General features: G+C 71.3%; 14 protein-coding genes and 1 pseudogene. 9 read left to right on the forward strand and 6 right to left on the reverse strand.

Going from position 1 to position 13,860, the window contains the following annotated elements; genetic code table 11:
- Positions 1-34 precede the first annotated feature (34 nt).
- Positions 35-466, reverse strand: a complete 432-nt coding sequence (locus ABZ904_RS46035) for a helix-turn-helix domain-containing protein (RefSeq protein ID WP_361830106.1) — start codon at positions 464-466, stop codon at positions 35-37.
- 286 nt (positions 467-752) lie between these two features.
- On the opposite strand from ABZ904_RS46035, the gene ABZ904_RS46040 reads away from it, so the two are divergent.
- Positions 753-1,640, forward strand: a complete 888-nt coding sequence (locus tag ABZ904_RS46040) for an RNA polymerase sigma factor SigF (protein ID WP_361830120.1) — start codon at positions 753-755, stop codon at positions 1,638-1,640.
- 72 nt (positions 1,641-1,712) lie between these two features.
- Here the strand turns inward: ABZ904_RS46040 and ABZ904_RS46045 are convergent, their stop codons facing one another.
- Positions 1,713-2,165: an ATP-binding protein gene (locus ABZ904_RS46045; protein ID WP_359406561.1), complete on the reverse strand. Its 453-nt coding sequence runs from the start codon at positions 2,163-2,165 to the stop codon at positions 1,713-1,715.
- A gap of 226 nt (positions 2,166-2,391) precedes the next feature.
- Between ABZ904_RS46045 and ABZ904_RS46050 the strand changes: the two genes are divergently transcribed.
- From ABZ904_RS46050 to ABZ904_RS46070, 5 genes and pseudogenes are all read left to right on the forward strand, one after another.
- Positions 2,392-2,538 carry a hypothetical protein gene (locus ABZ904_RS46050; protein ID WP_361830108.1) on the forward strand — a complete coding sequence of 49 codons (147 nt, stop codon included), beginning with the start codon at positions 2,392-2,394 and terminating at the stop codon, positions 2,536-2,538.
- Entirely contained in the window at positions 2,535-3,143 is a 609-nt protein-coding gene (locus ABZ904_RS46055; protein WP_359406567.1) for a PRC-barrel domain-containing protein, read from the forward strand. Before ABZ904_RS46050 ends, ABZ904_RS46055 begins: the two co-directional genes overlap by 4 nt.
- A gap of 108 nt (positions 3,144-3,251) precedes the next feature.
- Positions 3,252-3,383: pseudogene (locus ABZ904_RS46060) on the forward strand (LysR family transcriptional regulator); the annotation flags it as partial.
- Positions 3,384-3,538: 155 nt separating this feature from the next.
- The gene (locus tag ABZ904_RS46065) at positions 3,539-4,834 is read left to right on the forward strand and encodes a streptophobe family protein (protein ID WP_361830110.1); all 1,296 of its coding nucleotides are present in this window, start codon (positions 3,539-3,541) and stop codon (positions 4,832-4,834) included.
- 348 nt (positions 4,835-5,182) lie between these two features.
- Complete coding sequence (locus ABZ904_RS46070; RefSeq protein WP_359406573.1) at positions 5,183-5,587, forward strand: nuclear transport factor 2 family protein; 405 nt, start codon at positions 5,183-5,185, stop codon at positions 5,585-5,587.
- 119 nt (positions 5,588-5,706) lie between these two features.
- Here ABZ904_RS46070 and ABZ904_RS46075 read toward each other — a convergent pair whose 3' ends face one another.
- Positions 5,707-8,256 (reverse strand): ATP-dependent Clp protease ATP-binding subunit, encoded by a 2,550-nt coding sequence (locus tag ABZ904_RS46075; protein ID WP_360993636.1) that lies wholly within the window; start codon positions 8,254-8,256, stop codon positions 5,707-5,709.
- Positions 8,257-8,495: 239 nt separating this feature from the next.
- Here ABZ904_RS46075 and ABZ904_RS46080 point away from each other — a divergent pair, with 239 nt between their 5' ends.
- Entirely contained in the window at positions 8,496-8,783 is a 288-nt protein-coding gene (locus ABZ904_RS46080) for a DUF1905 domain-containing protein (protein ID WP_361830113.1), read from the forward strand.
- A gap of 524 nt (positions 8,784-9,307) precedes the next feature.
- Here ABZ904_RS46080 and mgrA read toward each other — a convergent pair.
- Positions 9,308-10,297: an L-glyceraldehyde 3-phosphate reductase gene (gene mgrA / locus ABZ904_RS46085; protein ID WP_359401468.1), complete on the reverse strand. Its 990-nt coding sequence runs from the start codon at positions 10,295-10,297 to the stop codon at positions 9,308-9,310.
- Between the two features lie 110 nt (positions 10,298-10,407).
- On the opposite strand from mgrA, the gene ABZ904_RS46090 reads away from it, so the two are divergent.
- Positions 10,408-11,310, forward strand: coding sequence for a LysR family transcriptional regulator (locus tag ABZ904_RS46090; RefSeq protein WP_359401471.1), 903 nt, complete (start codon positions 10,408-10,410; stop codon positions 11,308-11,310).
- 58 nt (positions 11,311-11,368) lie between these two features.
- Positions 11,369-11,884, forward strand: coding sequence for a DinB family protein (locus ABZ904_RS46095; RefSeq protein ID WP_361830116.1), 516 nt, complete (start codon positions 11,369-11,371; stop codon positions 11,882-11,884).
- Here the strand turns inward: ABZ904_RS46095 and ABZ904_RS46100 are convergent.
- Both ABZ904_RS46100 and ABZ904_RS46105 read right to left on the reverse strand, forming a co-directional pair.
- Positions 11,866-12,936 (reverse strand): adenosine deaminase, encoded by a 1,071-nt coding sequence (locus ABZ904_RS46100; protein WP_360993648.1) that lies wholly within the window; start codon positions 12,934-12,936, stop codon positions 11,866-11,868. The two genes, ABZ904_RS46095 and ABZ904_RS46100, sit on opposite strands and share 19 nt — an antisense overlap.
- A gap of 37 nt (positions 12,937-12,973) precedes the next feature.
- Entirely contained in the window at positions 12,974-13,366 is a 393-nt protein-coding gene (locus ABZ904_RS46105) for a VOC family protein (RefSeq protein ID WP_359401480.1), read from the reverse strand.
- Positions 13,367-13,860 lie beyond the last annotated feature (494 nt).

The following is a 13,860-nucleotide window of genomic DNA, read 5'->3' on the forward strand; positions in this document are numbered from 1 at the left end:
CGCGCTCGTCTGACCCCGGCGGGCCGGGTGCCGGTCAGGCGGCGAGGCACAGACCGTCGTAGTGCGCCGTCGGCGATGTGCGGCCCCGGCCGGCCCGGGTCCGGGCGGGCCGCGCGAGCTCGCTCTGGGCGCGCGAGAGCAGATCGGCGAGGCCGAGCCCGAGGGCCTGAGCGGCGGCGGCGAGCACCTCCGAAGAGGCCTCCTTGCGGCCGCGCTCCACCTCGGACAGGTAGGGCATCGAGATCCGGGCCTCCTCCGCGACATCCTTGAGCGTGCGCTCCTGCGCGAGTCGTTCGCGCCGCAGCACCTCGCCGAGGAGGTCGCGCCACAGGGGCTCCCTCGGGGCCGGGGTGTGCGGCGTCCGCTCCGGCTGCCGCGGCGGCCGGTCCGTCCCGCCGGTGCGGGGCGGGCCGGTCTGCGGACGCAGCGGGATGACACGGGCTTCCTTCGGGGCACGATCGCTCACCCCTCCAGCCTAGGGATCCGTGGTGCCCTGGGAAGGGAGCCGCGTTCTGCCCTGGGTGAATCCGACGCCGCCAGGGCGGCGCGGCACCGTCGAAGTCCGCGTCCGGCCTGCGCGCCTTCCGTCTTGCGCACCGGCTCCGGTGCGGCGTCCCCACCCGGCCCGCGAGAGCCGCGCCACAAGCTTCTTCGCCGCATGCGTACATGAGGTGTCGAGATAGGGGTATGCGCGGAAGCACGACGCTTGGACAACGCCGAGAGGCCCAACAGTGAGTTTCGTGGGAGAGGTAATGGACACCGCCATGAGCTGGTCGACGGTCACCGACGAGAGCGTCAGCACCAGGGCTGGTGAGGAGAGCCTGCCGACCGTCACGGATCCGAGGACCGTGGCTCCTCGCGACGCCCGGGAACTGTCCCGCCAGTTCTTCCAGCGCCTGACCACGCTGGAAGAGGGCACGCACGACTACCAGTACGCGCGCAACACACTGATCGAGATGAACATGTCGCTGGTCCGGTTCGCGGCCGGACGGTTCCGCAACCGCAGCGACGACATGGAGGACATCGTCCAGGTCGGCATGATCGGGCTCATCAAGGCCATCGACCGGTTCGAGATCTCCCGGGAGGTGGAGTTCACCTCCTTCGCCATCCCCTACATCGTCGGCGAGATCAAGCGGTTCTTCCGCGACACGACCTGGGCCGTCCATGTGCCCCGGCGTCTGCAGGAGTTGCGGGTCGAGCTGGCCAAGGCGCGCGAGGAGCTCGCGACCCGCCTCGACCGCGAACCCTCCGTCGCCGAACTGGCCGCGCTGATGAACCTCTCCGAGGACGAGGTGGTCGAGGCGCAGATCGCGGCCAACGGCTACAACTCCTCTTCACTGGACGCCACGCTGGCCGGCGACGAGCAGGACGGAGAGGCCGTCCTCGCCGATTTCATCGGTGAGGAGGACGACGGCATGCGCCTCGTCGAGGACTTCCACACCCTGGCTCCCCTGGTGGCCGAGCTGAGCGAACGCGACCGGACGATCATCCACATGCGCTTCGTGGAAGAGGCCACACAGGCCGACATCGGCGCCCGCCTCGGCTGCTCGCAGATGCATGTCTCCCGGCTGATCAAGCGCATCATCGAGCAGTTGCGGAGCGGAATGCTGGACGACGTGAAGCGGGTGGACGCCACCTGACGGACGGGGCGACCGGACGTCGGCGCGAAAGAGCCCGTGGGCCCCTCGGACCCACGGGCTCTTTGTTGTGTCTCAGTGCCCCAGCTTCACCACGGCCTTGACGCACTTGCCGACCGGGACCCGTTCGCACGCGACATGGTCCGCCAGCGCATGGACGATCTCAAGGCCGTGCCGGCCGATCCGCCCGGGGTCCTTCGGAAAACGCAGGGGAAGTGTGTTGCTGCTGTCGTACACGGCGACGGTGACGACCGTGTCGGTGCCCTCCAGCTCAAGGATGTACGGGCCGTGGCTGTGCCGCTGTGCGTTGGTGACCAGCTCGCTCACCACCAGCAGGACATCGCCGGTCGCCCGCGCGTCGATGGCGGCGCACCATTCGGACCGGAGCTGTTCGACGAACAGCTCGCCGAAGGCCCTGGCCTCAGCGATGGAGCCCGGCTCCCCGGTGTAGTGCGCCGCCCGCCGCAGCGGTTCAACGGGCGTGTCGAAGTCAGTCGGTATCACTGCTCCGTCCAGGTGCTCCATCATGCGGTCTCTCTCGGATGCCGGGAGTCGTACAGTGCGGAAACCCCGTGGAAGAGGCACCGCACCAGTGCTCGTACCCAGCAACGCGTTCCCCACTCACCGTACGGACAGCCCCTCTTGCCGACGACCGACCGGCCGGGCCGGCGGGCGCATCTTCGCGCGGGTGCGGGGCACCCGCAGAGTACGACACCCGGTGGGACGCCGCCGGGGCGGGGTGGCGGAGGTGGCCGTGAGCTGGTGGGTGTGGCCGGTCCTCGTGGTGGCGGCGATCGTGCTGGTGACCGGGCTGTTCCTGTGGGTGCAGGCGCGTCGGCGGTCGGGCACGGTGATCACCGTACGGCGGGAGCGGGGGCCCGGAGGGCGGGGCGTGCGATGAACGAGTTGATGGGGGCACGCGAGCTGTCGGGACGTCCCGTGGTGACTCTGGGCGGGGAGGCGGTCGCCCAGGTGAGGGACACGGTCTTCGACGGTCCGGCGGGCCGGATCACCGGTTTCACGCTCAGCGGCCGGGGTCTGCTGGCCGGACCGCTGCGCAAGAGCCTGCCGTGGACCGCGGTCCACGCGCTCGGCCGGCACGCCGTGATGATCCGCGACCCGGAGGTGCTCGCCGACCGGTCGGCGGTGGTGGAGCGCCGGGAGGCCTCGCACGGCCGGGTGCTCGGTGCCCGGGTGCTCACCGACGCGGGCACCGAGATCGGCGTCGTACTGGACGTCGTCGTCGAGGGCGGCGCCAGTGGGCGGGTGGTGGGCTTCCGGATCAATGCGCGCGATGCGCTGGTCTCCGGGTCGCGCAAACGCCGGCGCAAGGTGTTCGTGCCGCGGGGCGAGACGCTCGCCGTGTCGGGGCGGGCGCTGGTGGTGCCCTCGGACGCCGTGCACTTCGTAGCCGACGACCTCGCCGCGTTCGCCGCCCGTCTCGAGGCGTTCCTGACGCGCGGCGGAGCCGCGCCGGACGGCGTCGAGAAGGGACCGGCACAGTGACGGCGCTCCCGGTGAGCAGGAGGGCGAGGCTCGGGAGGACAGCGGTCCGTGAGCCGGAGCGCGCCCCGTTCCGTCGGCCACGACAACGGCCGACGGAACGGGGCAACCGTGGAGCTGCGGTACCTGACGTACTACCTCGCAGTGGCTGACACACAGAGTTCCACCCGCGCCGCGCAGCGCTGCCATGTCGCGCAGTCGGCACTCAGCCAGCAGATGGCCCGGTTGGAGGCGGAGCTGGGATTGCCGCGCGCCAGTGCCCCTTGGACCGTCATCGGCAAGTAGAACCCCGGTGGCGTGCCCCGTCTGCTTGTGAAAAGGGCAGGGTGCCGGGCCGCGGTCGATGGAGTCGGCTCTCCCGGCAGGCGGAACACGGAAGGGGTGCCTAGCGTGGCAGCGTGAGCGCCCCGCCCTCGTCCGGCCAGGCCGTCGCCCGCACCGGAACTCCACCGTCCGCCCGGCACGGCTGGGTCCAGGCCGCCGTGACGGTGCTGGCAGGGGTGATCGTCATGGGCGTGCTCGCCGCGCTCGGCCTGTGGGCGGCGGGCGGCACCGGCATTCCCGACAACGGATTCCCCCGGGTGGTGGCCGCCACGGTCGTCATGGCCGGCGGCGGCAGCGTGCGGCTGGCGGGCGACGCCGGCGCACTCGCGGACACCCGGGCGGGGCTGACGGCGATGCCCTTGTCGGTGACGCTCGCGGGGGCGCTGGTGATCGCTACCGGGTTCCTGCGCCCGCTGCGGCACCGGGCCATGGCCGGCGCGTCCGAACTGGCGGGCTGGGCCGCCCGGATCGCCGTGCTGTGGCTGGCAGCCCTCGTCGGGCTCGCGCTGGCGGCCCGTCAGACGTTCACCGTCCCGCTGGGCAACGGCACCATCGGCGACATCGGCGACATCGGCGACCTGTTCGGCGTCAACCCGAGCATCGGCTACACGACGGACCTGGCGCCGACCCTGCTGTTCGGGTTCCTGTGGCTCGCGGGCGTGCTCGTCCTCGCCCTGCTGGCGTCGCGCGGTGCCCCGCTCCCGGCCCGGTTGCTGCGCCGGCAGGAGTCGGTGCGTCCGGCCGCGTACGCCATGGTGGTCCTGCTGCTCGCCTGCGTCTGCGTGGGCGTGGTGATCGGGCTGGTGGTGGCGGCGACGCGCGGGCATCCCGCCCGGACGCTCGCCGTGGTTCTGCTGGCGCTGCCCAACGTGATCTGGCCGGCGTTCACGATCGGACTGGGCGCCACCTGGAACGGTCGCGTGGACGGGCCCTTCGGGCTGCCCATGCCGCATCTGCTCGACCAGGTGCTACGCACCCCGGACGTCTCGACGCTCGATCTGCACTCCCTTGCCCAGTACGACGGGCGGGTGTGGTGGCTGGTGGCCGTCGACGCCGTGCTCACCGTCGGTGCGGCGTTCGCCATGGCGGCACGATCACCGGCCCGGATCCGGCCGTGGCGGCATGCCGTGCACATGGCCCTGGCGCTGGTGGCGGCCGTCCTCACGATCTGTCTCATCTGCCGGATCTCGGCGCACTACGGCCTGTCACTGATCGGCATCGGGGACCTCGGGGGCGGGCTGTCCGGTGTGCTGTTCCTCGAACCGAGGCTGTGGAGCGCTCTGGGCCTTGCCGCGCTGTGGGGGCTGGTGGCGGGGTTCGCCGGCGGACTGCTCGCCACGCGGGTTCGTCCGAGGTCTGAGGTTCCGTAGGGCAGCGCGCGGAGGTCAGCGGCGGGGTCAGGCGGCCGGGGTGGAGAGAGCCGGGACGAACCGCTGCATCCGCAGCGCGTCGATGGACTCGGCGAGCAGCTCGTCGAGTATCGCCACTCCTGACACTCTGTCACCATGCCATTTCGGCCAGTCTCCTGACATATTCACCACCGCGCCTGGCCGAATCGGGGTGGGCGCCGGCGGGCCCGGTGCTGTCGCTTGACCCCGGAGGTAATCGACGCCCCGGACGCGTCCGGGCATGGTTGCGCTATCGGCTCCCGCCGGGCACCGGGCCCCGGGATCCGGCTTCTGACCAGCACCTACGACCTCGATGGAGGCTGATCCGCCATGTCCGCAGACACCGACCGCCGCCAGTCCGGCAACCACCACGAGTCCGCCGTCGCCCGCTACTTCGAGGCGTGGAACACCACCGGCCCCCAAGCGCTGGCGAAGGCGGTCGCCGCCGCCTGGACCGCGGACGGAACGTACACCGACCCGCTGGCCGACGTCGTCGGGCACGAGCGGATCACCGCACTGATCGCGGGAGCCCACGAGCAGTTCCCGGGGTTCTCCTTCCGGCTGTCCGGCGCGGTGGACGGGCACCACGACATCGCCCGCTTCGCCTGGGAGCTGGTGAACGAGGCGGACGGTTCGGCACCCGTCGCCGGCTTCGACGTGATCGCCCTGGCCGACGACGGGCGCATCCGCTCCGTCCACGGCTTCCTCGACCGCGTCCCGCCGCGCGTGGCCTAGGAGAACCGGGCCGCGCGGCCCAGGGAACCGGGCCGGGTCGCCTCGGAGGCCGGCTACCGTCCGCCGGCCTCCGGGCCGCCCGGGGTACCGCTCGGTCCGGACTCGTCAACGGAGGTGGACTAGGCGTCCGCGACGCCTCCGGTGTCCCGTGTGCCCTTCGGTTCCTCGTCCCGCCCGGCCCGGGCGTCGGCCTTCGCGTCCCGTGCGGCCTTCTCCTCCTCGGTCAGCGCCTTGAGACTCAGGACCAGTTCGTCCTTCACGACATCGGCGATGACCGTGTCGCCCGGGTTGAGCGTGCCGTCCAGCAGCATGTTCGACAGCCGGTTGTCGAATTCCGACTGGATGGTGCGGCGCAGCGGCCGGGCACCGAACTCGGGCTGGTAGCCGCGGTCGGCCAGCCACTCCTTGGCCGCCTCGGTGACCTCCAGCCGGACCCCCTGCGCATGCAGCCGGCGCCGGGTCCCCTCGAGGAGCAGATCGACGATCTGCACCAGGTCCTCGCGGCCCAGCGAGTGGAAGACGATCACTTCGTCGATCCGGTTCAGGAACTCGGGACGGAAGTGCGCGTGCAGCTCCGCCATCAGATCGTCCCTGATCTCCTCGATGTCGCCGGAGTGGTCGAGGATGTGTTTGGAGGCGATGTTGCTGGTCATGATGACGACGGTGTTGCGGAAGTCGACCGTGCGCCCCTGGGCGTCGGTCAGCCGCCCGTCGTCCAGCACCTGCAGCAGCAGATTGAAGACGTCCCGGTGGGCCTTCTCCACCTCGTCGAACAGCACGACGCTGTACGGCTTGCGGCGCACCGCCTCGGTGAGCTGGCCCGCCTCCTCGTAGCCGACGTAGCCGGGTGGGGAGCCCACGAGCCGGGAGACGGTGTGCTTCTCCTGGAACTCGCTCATGTCGAAGCGGATCATGCGGTCGGGGTCACCGAAGAGGAGTTCCGCGAGCGCCTTTGCCAGTTCCGTCTTGCCGACTCCGGTGGGGCCGAGGAAGAGGAAGCTGCCGGTGGGCCGGTCGGGATCGCCCATTCCGGCCCGGCCGCGCCGCACCGCCTGGGCCACTGCGGTGACCGCCTGGTCCTGGCCGATGACGCGTTCGTGCAGGAGTTCCTCCAGCTTCATCAGCCGCTCCCGCTCGGTCTCGGTCAGCTGGGAGACCGGGATACCGGTGCGCGCCGAGAGCACCTCGGCGATGTCGTCGACGGTGACGACGGAAGGCGTCGCCACCCCGCCCTCACCGATCCCGGACAGCTGCTGCTCCGCCTCGGCGATCTGCCGTTTGATCTCACTCGCCCGCTCGTAGTCCTCGGCGTTCACCGCCTCGTCCTTCTCCCGGCGCAGCCGGCTGAGGCCTTCCTCCAGTTCCACGGCCTCGGTGTCGCCGACCATGCGCAGCGAGACCCGGGCTCCGGCCTGGTCCATGAGGTCGATGGCCTTGTCGGGCAGGAAGCGGTCGCTGATGTAGCGGTCGGAGAGGTTGGCCGCGGCGTCCAACGCCTCGTCCAGGTAGCGGACTTGGTGGTGGGCCTCGTAGCAGTCGCGCAGCCCGCGCAGGATCTCGATCGTGTCCTCGACGGTGGGTTCGGGCACCATGACGGGCTGGAAGCGGCGTTCGAGCGCCGCGTCCTTCTCGATGTGCTTGCGGTACTCGTCGAGGGTGGTGGCCCCGACGACGCTGAGGTCGCCCCGTGCGAGCGCGGGCTTGAGGATGTTGCCCGCGTCCATGGAGCCCTCGCCCGTGGTGCCCGCGCCGACGACCTGGTGCATCTCGTCGATGAAGAGAATGACGCCCTTCTTGGCCTCGGTGACCTCGTCGATCACCTTCTTCAGGCGTTCCTCGAACTGACCGCGATACTGCGACCCGGCGACGAGGCCCGCCATGTCGAGCGCGACCACCCGGCGGTCCTTCAGCGTCCTGGGCACCTCACCGGCGACGATGCGCTGGGCCAGTCCCTCCACGATGGCCGTCTTGCCGACGCCCGGATCACCGATGAGCACCGGGTTGTTCTTGGTCCGGCGGGAGAGGACCTCGACGGTCTGCTCGATCTCGCTCGCCCGGCCGATCACGGGGTCGAGCCGCCCGCTGCGCGCCTCGTCGGTGAGGTCGCGCCCGTATTCGTCAAGCGTCGGAGTGTCGGGATGTCCGCCTGGCGCCTGCCCTTGCCGACCGACGCCGCTCAGCGCGCCTGGGGAGGCACCCTCGGACCGGAGGGTCTCGGCGAGCGGGGAGCGAGCGTCGTCGAGCAGCGCCGAGAGGATGTGCTCCGGGCCGATGTAGGAGGAACCGGCCCCCTGGGAGCGGGCATGTGCGGCCAGCAGGGCGCGCTTGGCCGCCGGGGTGAGGGCCGGTTCGCCGGTGCCGGTACCCGAGGGCAGCGACGACTCCAGGTCGGCGGCGAGCCGGTCGGGATCCGCGCCGGCCTGTTGCAGCACCTGGCGCGCGGCGGGCACCTGGGTGGCGGCCCACAGCAGGTGCACCGCGTCGAGATCGGAGCCGTCCTCGGCCGCCCGCGCTCCCGCGGCGGCGAGGAGCTCGTGCGCGGACTCGCTGAGCAGACGTCCGATGGGCACACGTTGCACGGCCGGCGGCGAAGTGGCCGGGCTCGTGCCGAAGAAGCGGTTGAAGAGATCGGAGAACGGGTCACCTGACCCGAAGGGCGAGATCGTCACGATTGACCACCCGTCCGGCAGCGACACACGGCCGCATCACCGTAGTCGATTTGCCCCTACTCGCCCAGTCTTCGCCAGGTCGCGCCGCATGACAAACGCGGAGCAATCGACGCATCGGGGAGATTGAGGAAGCTACGTAGGGGTACTCGGCCGCGCTGTCATGCGGGGCTCCCCACCGATGAGTTCTCGCGTCCCCGCCGGTCATGCGGGTACGAGGACCGTCAGAAGCGGAGGAACGTATGAACGCGAACGGGCCACTGGACGAGCGGTTCACCGCCGTCCTGCTCAGGAGCGAGGCCAAAGGCGGCTGGACGTATGTGGTTTGGCCGAGGTCCGTCGAGTTCTTCGGGACGCGTGGACTGGTCAAGGTGCGCGGCACGATCGACGGGCACCCTTTCCGCAGTTCGTTCATGGCCCTGGGCAACGGCACCCACAAACTGCCGGTCAAGGCTGATGTCCGCAAGGCGATCGGGAAGCAGGAGGGCGACACCGTGGCCGTCCACCTCGAGGAGCGGCTCAGCCCGTGACACCCGCCCGCGCAGCGTCCCGATAGCGCCCGGGGGCGACGCCCACGGTGCGCTTGGACGCGTTACTGAAGGTGCTCCCGGAGCTGTAGCCGGCTCAGTACGGGCGCCTCGATCGCGGCGGCTCGCATCCGGACCAGCTCCGGCAGGCCCCGCGCAGCAGGTCGGGGCTGGGCGGCGTCTACTGCGCGAACTGCGGCATCAGCCCGCTGGTGGCCGAGGCGGACGAGACGGCCTGGCGGCCCGGGGCGAGTCGGCAGGCGTTCTCGGTTACGCAGTCGACCCGGAGGCGGCCGCCCGCCTCCGGGAGGTGAGTGGACGCCTCACGGTTTGATCGCCTCGCGGACTGATCGCCACGCGGATGATCGCCACGCGGATGATCGCCACGCGGATGATCGCGGAATGATGGCCTCGCGGCCCGCATGCCGCCGCCGGGGCCACCGCCCCAGTCGCCGCCAGCATGGCCGCACTGCACACCTCGCGGCCTGATCGCCCCGCGGCGGCCGCGGTCGATCAGGCCCGGAGCGCTACGCCTTGAGGACCTCGTCGATCCGCGCCAGCTCCTCGTCGTCGAAGTCCAGGTTGCGGGTGGCAGCGACGCTGTCCTCCAGCTGCCGAGGGCTGCTCGCCCCCACCAGCGCCGAGGTCACCCGGCCGCCGCGCAGCACCCAGGCCAGCGACATCTGGGCCAGCGACTGACCGCGGGACCTGGCGATCCCGTCGAGCGCACGCAGCTGACCCACCAGGTCCTCGGTGAGCGACTCGGCGGTCAGGAACGAGCTGTCGCTCGCAGCCCGGGACCCCTCCGGGATGCCGTCGAGGTACCGGTCGGTCAGCAGTCCCTGCTCCAGTGGCGAGTAGGCGATGGAGCCCACCTGGATCTCGTCGAGCGTGTCCAGCAGCCCGTCCTCGGGGCGGCGGTCGAGCATCGAGTAGCGCGGCTGGTGGATCAGCAGCGGGGTGCCCAGTTCGGCGAGGATGCGGGCCGCCTCGCGGGTCTCCTCGGGCGAGTAGTTGGACACGCCCACGTAGAGCGCCTTGCCCTGCTGGACCGCCGAGTGCAGGGCGCCCATCGTCTCCTCGAGCGGAGTCTGCGGGTCGGGGCGGTGCGAGTAGAAGATGTCGACGTAGTCCAGACCCATCCGCTTCAGGCTCTGGTCGAGGGAGGCCAGCAGGTACTTGCGGGAGCCCCACTCACCGTACGGGCCGGGCCACATCAGGTATCCGGCCTTGGTGGAGATCACCAGCTCGTCGCGGTAGGGCGCGAAGTCCGCCTTCAGGGCGTCGCCGAGTGCGCACTCGGCGGCGCCGGGCGGCGGGCCGTAGTTGTTCGCCAGGTCGAAGTGCGTGACCCCGAGGTCGAAGGCGCGGCGCAGAATCTGCCGCTGGATCTCCACCGGGCGGTCAGGGCCGAAGTTGTGCCACAGACCGAGGGACAACGCGGGCAACTGCAGGCCGCTGCGTCCGGTGCGGCGGTAGGGCATGGCCTCGTAACGGGCGGGATCTGCCGTGTACAACGTGCACTCCAGGATGGCGTTCCTCGATGACGCGGTCCACTCTCGCCTGCCCTCGCACCGGCGGTCCAACAGAGGAACCGGATGGAATTCAGCGTCTACGCTTCTCAATCATGGAATTGCGCCATCTACAGCACTTCGTCGCCGTCGCCGAGGACCGGCACTTCACTCGGGCAGCGGAACGCCTGATGGTGTCCCAGTCGGGCCTGTCCGCGTCGGTCCGCGCCCTCGAGCGGGAGCTTCAGGCCCCGCTGTTCGTACGCACCACCCGTAGCGTCACGCTCACGGAGGCGGGCCGCGCCCTGCTGGTGGAGGCCGAGCGGATCCTGGCCCAGGTGCGTGCGGCCCACGAGGCGGTGGCCGCCGTCCAGGGCGTGCTGCGCGGCACCCTGTCCCTCGGCACCGAACAGTGCATCGCCGGGGTGAACGTCGCCGGGCTGCTCGCCGCGTTCCGCCGTCGGCACCCCGACGTGGAGATCCGGCTGCGGCAGGCGGGGTCGGGCGCGCTGGCCGAGGAAGTCGCCGCGGGCCGGCTGGACCTGGCGTTCGCCGTGCGCACACAGGCGGACACCGACCAGCTGCGGTCCGTGCCGCTGACCAGCGAGCCGATGACCGTGCTGTGCCACCCGTCGCACCCGCTGGCGGAGGGTGGCCCCGTGACCCCCGAGGATCTGGGCGGCGAGGCGTTCGTCGACTTCCACCCCGACTGGGGTCCGCGCCGCACCACCGACGCGGCGTTCGCGCAGGCCGGCGTCCAGCGGACCGTGACACTCGAGGTCAACGACGTGCACAGTCTGCTGGACCTCGTCCACGAGGGGCTCGGCGTCGCCGTGGTCCCCCGGCACTTCGGGCAGAAGCGGGAGGCGGCGACCCTGGTGTCGCTTCCGGTCAAGAGCGACGCCCTGTACGAGACCCTCGCCCTGCTGCCGCCGGACGAGGCGACGAGCCCGGCGGCCCGGGCGCTGATGGGCCTTCTCACGGCGGCCGCGCACGAGGCGCCGGAGGCGGCAGGATGACCGGCGCGCGGCGCACGTTCGCCTGACGTCGCCGGCCGCGATGCGCGATGGTGGACCCATGCATGCGAAGGACATCCTCATCGACGCGTACGACCGCATCCAGGAAGAAGTCCATGCCGCCGTCGAGGGTCTGGACCCGGACGAGCTGAACGCCCGGCCCGCCGATGACGCCAACTCGATCGCGTGGCTCGTCTGGCATCTCACTCGGGTGCAGGACGACCATGTCGCCGACGCCGCCGGCCTCGAGCAGGTCTGGCTCTCACAGGGGTGGGAGAAGCGTTTCGGCCTCGATCACCCGAGCCGGGACACGGGGTACGGCCATACCCCGGGGGAGGTCGCCAAGACGCTGGTGGAATCGGCCGACCTGCTCACCGGGTACTACGACGCCGTGCACGAGCAGACGCTCGGCTTCCTGCGCGGGCTGGCCGCCAAGGACTTCGAGCGGATCGTGGACGAGAGCTGGGATCCGCCGGTCACCCTGGGCGTACGGCTGGTCAGCGTCCTGTCCGACGATCTGCAGCACGTCGGACAGGCCGCCTATGTGCGGGGGCTGCTTCAGAGCGCCGCCTCGTAGCCGGGCAGGATCACGTCCCGGATGAGGGCGTTCCGCTCGTCGAAGGCGATGAACGCGCTCTTGACGGCGTTCACCGTGACCGTGCGCAGGTCCTCGACCGTCCAGCCGGCTTCCTCGACCAGCAGGGACATCTCCCGGGTCATCGTGGTGCCCGAGACCAGCCGGTTGTCGGTGTTCAGGGTGACCCGGAAGCCGAGGTCCTTCAGCGTCGTGATGGGGTGCCCCGCGATCGAGGAGGCGGCGCCCGTCTGGAGGTTGGAGGTCGGGCACATCTCCAGCGCGATGCGGCGGTCGCGCACCCAGCCGGCGAGCCGGCCGAGCTTGTCGTCGACGATGTCCTCGGTGATGCGCACACCGTGGCCGATGCGCTGGGCACCGCAGACCTGGAGGGCCTGGTGGATGCTGGGCAGGCCGTATGCCTCGCCCGCGTGGATGGTGAACGGCACACTCTCGTCGCGCAGGTACTCGAACGCGGCGAGGTGATCGGCGGGCGGGAACCCGTCCTCGGCGCCCGCGATGTCGAAGCCGACCACGCCCGCGTCGCGGAAGGCCACCGCGAGGTCGGCGATCTCCCGGGTGCGGTCGAACATGCGCATGCCGGACAGCAGGGTGCCGACGCGGACAGGGGTGCCTGCTGCCGCCGCCTTCGCCATACCGGCCGCGAGACCCTCCTGCACGGTCTCCACGACCTCGGGCAGGGTGAGACCGCCCTTCAGCATCAGCTCGGGCGCGTAGCGCACCTCGCCGTAGACGACGCCGTCCGCGGCGAGGTCCAGGACGTACTCCTCGGCGGTGCGCAGCAGGCCCTCGCGGGTCTGCATGACGGCCAGGGTGTGCTCGAAGGTGGCTATGTAGCGCACCAGGTCACCGGAGTTGGCCGCCTCGTAGTACCAGTCGGCGAGCGCCTGCGGATCGGTGGTGGGCAGGACGTGACCGACCTCGTCGGCGAGCTCCACGAGGGTCGCGGGGCGCAGACCGCCGTCGAGGTGGTCGTGCAGGACGGCCTTCGGGAGGCGGCGGATGGTCTCGATGTCGATGCGCGGGGCGGTCATGTGCGGTGGTTCCTCGGCAGGTGGTTCTGGGGGCGGGTCAGGCGGCGGGCTGGAGCAGATCCCAGCGGTTGCCGTACAGGTCCTGGAAGACGGCCACGGTTCCGTACGGTTCGTGCCGCGGTTCCTCCAGGAAGGTCACGCCGGCGGCGGTCATCCGGGCGTGATCGCGGGCGAAGTCGTCCGTGTGCAGGAAGAGGCCCACGCGCCCGCCGGTCTGGTCGCCGACCCGGGCGCGCTGTGCCTCGTCCTTGGCCCGGGCGAGCAGCAGCCCGGTGCTGTGACCTGCGGCGCCGGGCTCGACGACGACCCACCGGGAGCCGTCCGGCCGCGGCTCGTCGGCGGTGAGCCGGAAGCCGAGTGCGTCGGTGTAGAAACGGATCGCCTCGTCGTAGTCGTCGACGACGAGGGTGACCAGGGCGATACGTCTCATGGGGCCTTCCGGGGATTACGGCGGTGCGGGGTTATACGTAACACGTAGGGTACGGCATTCCGGCACGTGCATTGGCGGGGTGGCGGCGGGTGCCGGAGGCGGCCGGGGGTTCCCGGGGTGCGGTCGGGTCGGCCCCACCGCCGGCCGGAGTGCCGGGGCAAGGGACGGAAGCGGCGCGGCACGGGCAGGGTGCGACGGGGCTCAGGCCGGGTGCGGCTGAGGCTCGGGCCTGGAGCGGCTGGGCTCAGGCCGGGTGCGGCTGGGCTCAGGCCGGGTGCAGCTGGGGCTCGGACCTGGAGCGGCTGGGCTCAGGCCGGGTGCGGCTGGGGCTCGGACCTGGAGCGGCTGGGCTCAGGCCGGGTGCGGCTGGGGCTCGGGCCTGGAGCGGCTGGGCTCAGGCCGGGTGCGGCTGGGGCTCGGACCTGGAGCGGCTGGACTCAGGCCGGGTGCGGCTGGGGCTCGGGCCTGGAGCGGCTGGGGCTCGGGCCGGGTGC

Source organism: Streptomyces sp. NPDC046900 (assembly GCF_040644975.1).
Lineage (GTDB): Bacteria > Actinomycetota > Actinomycetes > Streptomycetales > Streptomycetaceae > Streptomyces.

What these genes read in the sequence shown, in the direction of transcription:
- ABZ904_RS46045 (WP_359406561.1), bottom strand. Translation starts at nt 2,165, where the DNA reads ATGATGGAGCACCTGGACGGAGCAGTGATACCGACTGACTTCGACACG.
- ABZ904_RS46040 (WP_361830120.1), top strand. Translation starts at nt 753, where the DNA reads ATGGACACCGCCATGAGCTGGTCGACGGTCACCGACGAGAGCGTCAGC.
- ABZ904_RS46070 (WP_359406573.1), top strand. Translation starts at nt 5,183, where the DNA reads ATGTCCGCAGACACCGACCGCCGCCAGTCCGGCAACCACCACGAGTCC.
- ABZ904_RS46080 (WP_361830113.1), top strand. Translation starts at nt 8,496, where the DNA reads ATGAACGCGAACGGGCCACTGGACGAGCGGTTCACCGCCGTCCTGCTC.
- ABZ904_RS46090 (WP_359401471.1), top strand. Translation starts at nt 10,408, where the DNA reads ATGGAATTGCGCCATCTACAGCACTTCGTCGCCGTCGCCGAGGACCGG.
- ABZ904_RS46095 (WP_361830116.1), top strand. Translation starts at nt 11,369, where the DNA reads ATGCATGCGAAGGACATCCTCATCGACGCGTACGACCGCATCCAGGAA.
- ABZ904_RS46105 (WP_359401480.1), bottom strand. Translation starts at nt 13,366, where the DNA reads ATGAGACGTATCGCCCTGGTCACCCTCGTCGTCGACGACTACGACGAG.
- ABZ904_RS46055 (WP_359406567.1), top strand. Translation starts at nt 2,535, where the DNA reads ATGAACGAGTTGATGGGGGCACGCGAGCTGTCGGGACGTCCCGTGGTG.
- ABZ904_RS46100 (WP_360993648.1), bottom strand. Translation starts at nt 12,936, where the DNA reads ATGACCGCCCCGCGCATCGACATCGAGACCATCCGCCGCCTCCCGAAG.